We start from the raw sequence: 2,445 nt of genomic DNA on the forward strand, positions 1-2,445 counted from the left end.
ATTTTGTTATGATTGGTATTACAATATTGGTTCATGGAAGTTTAAGAGAGGGGTTGCAAAAAATGTTTGCAACTCCTGCATTATGTTTGTTCTGTATAATGACCCTAGAAGATCGTTTCTACGATTCTATAGATGTAATATGCAATATTTTGATAACAAATTTAACGCTTAATGTGACAGTTGCATCCCCCTATATTCTGAAAAAGATAATGGGTAGTGAATATATTACAAATATTATGTTTATAGGGCATGTTCAAATTTGTTTACAATATTGTTGCTTAGCTTTTTTTATAGCTTTCATAATATATCATTATTATAATTTAAAAATTAAGAGTATAATCATATTCTTGACAGGTTTGCTCTCCCTGCTGCTCTCAGGTGCGGTGGCCAGCTATCTCGCTGTTGCTGTTATAATTTCGTGTTATATATTTTACAAATTATCAAAAGGAAGGAAGTTCATATCAAAGGCAAATTCTGCAGTATTATTTGCTTTGGGAACTTTACTTCAAGGGTTGGTCGTTCTCTTTGTAATTAGATATAAAATTGATTTTGCCGCAAGATACTACGTATATATTGATGCCGCAAGCCAAATAATAGCTAAGCCATTTATTGGATATGGAATTTACGGAACATTAATTCATACTTTCTGGATGGAATGGACAAATTCTAGTGGAATGAACTATGCTCATAATGAAGTGCTTCAGCAATTACTAGATGGGGGAATTCTACTGTTAATTAATTACGTGATATTTAATGTAGCTTTACTGAGAAAAAAGAAGAATGAAGGTAATGATACATTTTTGATGTATTGGACAAATATTTTGTTAGTGCTATTTTTGATTGATGGGTTTGTAGAGTCGGTAACTGAATATAATTATTATTATATTTTTATAATACTCATTGTTAGTATTAATCAGTATTTGAGAAAAAATTTAGTGGAGGTTATATATTGTAGATGAGTAAATCAATTTTATATTTCTCAGATTCCGTGCCTGGAATAAAAAATGGTCATGGACAAGTTACAAAGAATCATCACGATATTTTGAAAAATATTTTTGGGGAAAATCTATATACAGTTGTAATTTCCAATAACGATAAAAATGATTATGAAAACAAAACTGTTATATTAAGGGAGAATAGATCGAAATTCAGAAAGTTTATCTCAGTGCTCCGAGGACGTCCACCCGCAATAATATTTAACCATTATAAAACAGTTCTAGATTTGATTCGTGATAAAGGAATTGATGAAGTATTTATAGAAAATTCAATGCATGGAGAATTAATAAAAAAAATAAAAAAATTTTTCTTTGATGTGAAAGTGACAGTGTATTTTCCGGACATTGAAGCCAATATACTGAAACAGGAGATGAAGTACTCATCACTTAAAAGAAAAATAGTGTGCAGGTGCATGATAGCAAACGAACTGAAGACATCAAAGTTTGCAGATCGGATATTTGTACTAAATGCTCGTGATTCTTCGGAATTTAAAAAATATTATCAAAGAGATGTTTCAGCTATAATCCCCATTATAACAAATAATATATACAATCTTAATTACAAAAATGAACATACAGACGGTGAAAAACTAAGACTTCTTTTTGTTGGAGGGGATTTTTGGCCAAATATTCAAGGAATCAATTGGTTTATAGAATGCGTAGAAAAAAGGATTAAGGTTCCTTTCCAGTTGAAAATTGTTGGTTTTGAAATGGAAAAGTATAAGTCGGATTTTGAATCGAGAAGCACAATGTAAACGTGGTGGGTACGGTTGATAGTCTGCATAATTATTATGAGGAGTCAGATGTAGTTATTGCTCCAATTTTAGAAGGAAGCGGTATGAAGACAAAAACGGCAGAAGCATTATCATATGGTAAATATATTATAGGAACAGAAGAAAGCTTGATTGGTTATTGGGAAAATGTACCAGAAAATTTAAAGAATAATGGGATCTATAGGTGCGTAAATGATATTCAGTTTTCGGAAACAATAAACTTACTTTATCATGCTACATTCGCTACATGTAATAAAAGTATTCAGGATTATGTGTATTCTCAATTTTCGTATGAAATATGTTTAAAGAAAATGAGCATATTATTAGGTATGGATGGTGGTAACTTTGATAAAATTGAAGACTAGCGAGTTTTTATCAATTTTTTTAAGTTTATTCGCCATCATTCTGAGCATTCTTATAAATTTTGGTCTTACACAGTATGTCACGAATACAGTTGGAGCTGAGGCATATGGCTTTGTGGCGTTGTCTAAAAGCTTTGTTTCATATGCTAATATTTTCATGATTGCACTAAATGCATATACGACAAGGTTTTTAACAATATCCTATATGAAAGCAGAGAAACAAAATTTCAATAAATACTTTAGCACTGTTTTTATTGCAGATTTAATTGTTGGATCTGTATTGCTACTCGCAGGATGTGTTCTCTCCTTTAGAAT

The 2,445-nt window shown here is 30.8% G+C and carries 4 protein-coding genes and 1 pseudogene; all 5 read left to right on the forward strand.

The window, feature by feature from the left end; translation table 11 throughout:
* A partial coding sequence (locus ACLUJM_RS13475; protein WP_412413049.1) for an O-antigen ligase family protein occupies positions 1-959 on the forward strand: 959 nt, incomplete at its 5' end.
* Positions 956-1,750: a hypothetical protein gene (locus ACLUJM_RS13480; RefSeq protein ID WP_412413050.1), complete on the forward strand. Its 795-nt coding sequence runs from the start codon at positions 956-958 to the stop codon at positions 1,748-1,750. The genes ACLUJM_RS13475 and ACLUJM_RS13480, both read left to right, overlap by 4 nt.
* 5 nt (positions 1,751-1,755) lie before the next feature.
* Positions 1,756-1,833: pseudogene (locus ACLUJM_RS13485) on the forward strand (hypothetical protein); the annotation flags it as partial.
* The gene (locus ACLUJM_RS13490) at positions 1,834-2,133 is read left to right on the forward strand and encodes a hypothetical protein (protein ID WP_412413052.1); all 300 of its coding nucleotides are present in this window, start codon (positions 1,834-1,836) and stop codon (positions 2,131-2,133) included. It abuts the pseudogene before it with no gap.
* Positions 2,114-2,445 (forward strand): hypothetical protein (locus ACLUJM_RS13495; protein WP_412413051.1); only part of this gene is annotated, 332 nt, incomplete at its 3' end. The genes ACLUJM_RS13490 and ACLUJM_RS13495, both read left to right, overlap by 20 nt.

The organism is Finegoldia sp., from assembly GCF_046991905.1.
In the GTDB taxonomy this organism is placed as follows: domain Bacteria; phylum Bacillota; class Clostridia; order Tissierellales; family Peptoniphilaceae; genus Finegoldia.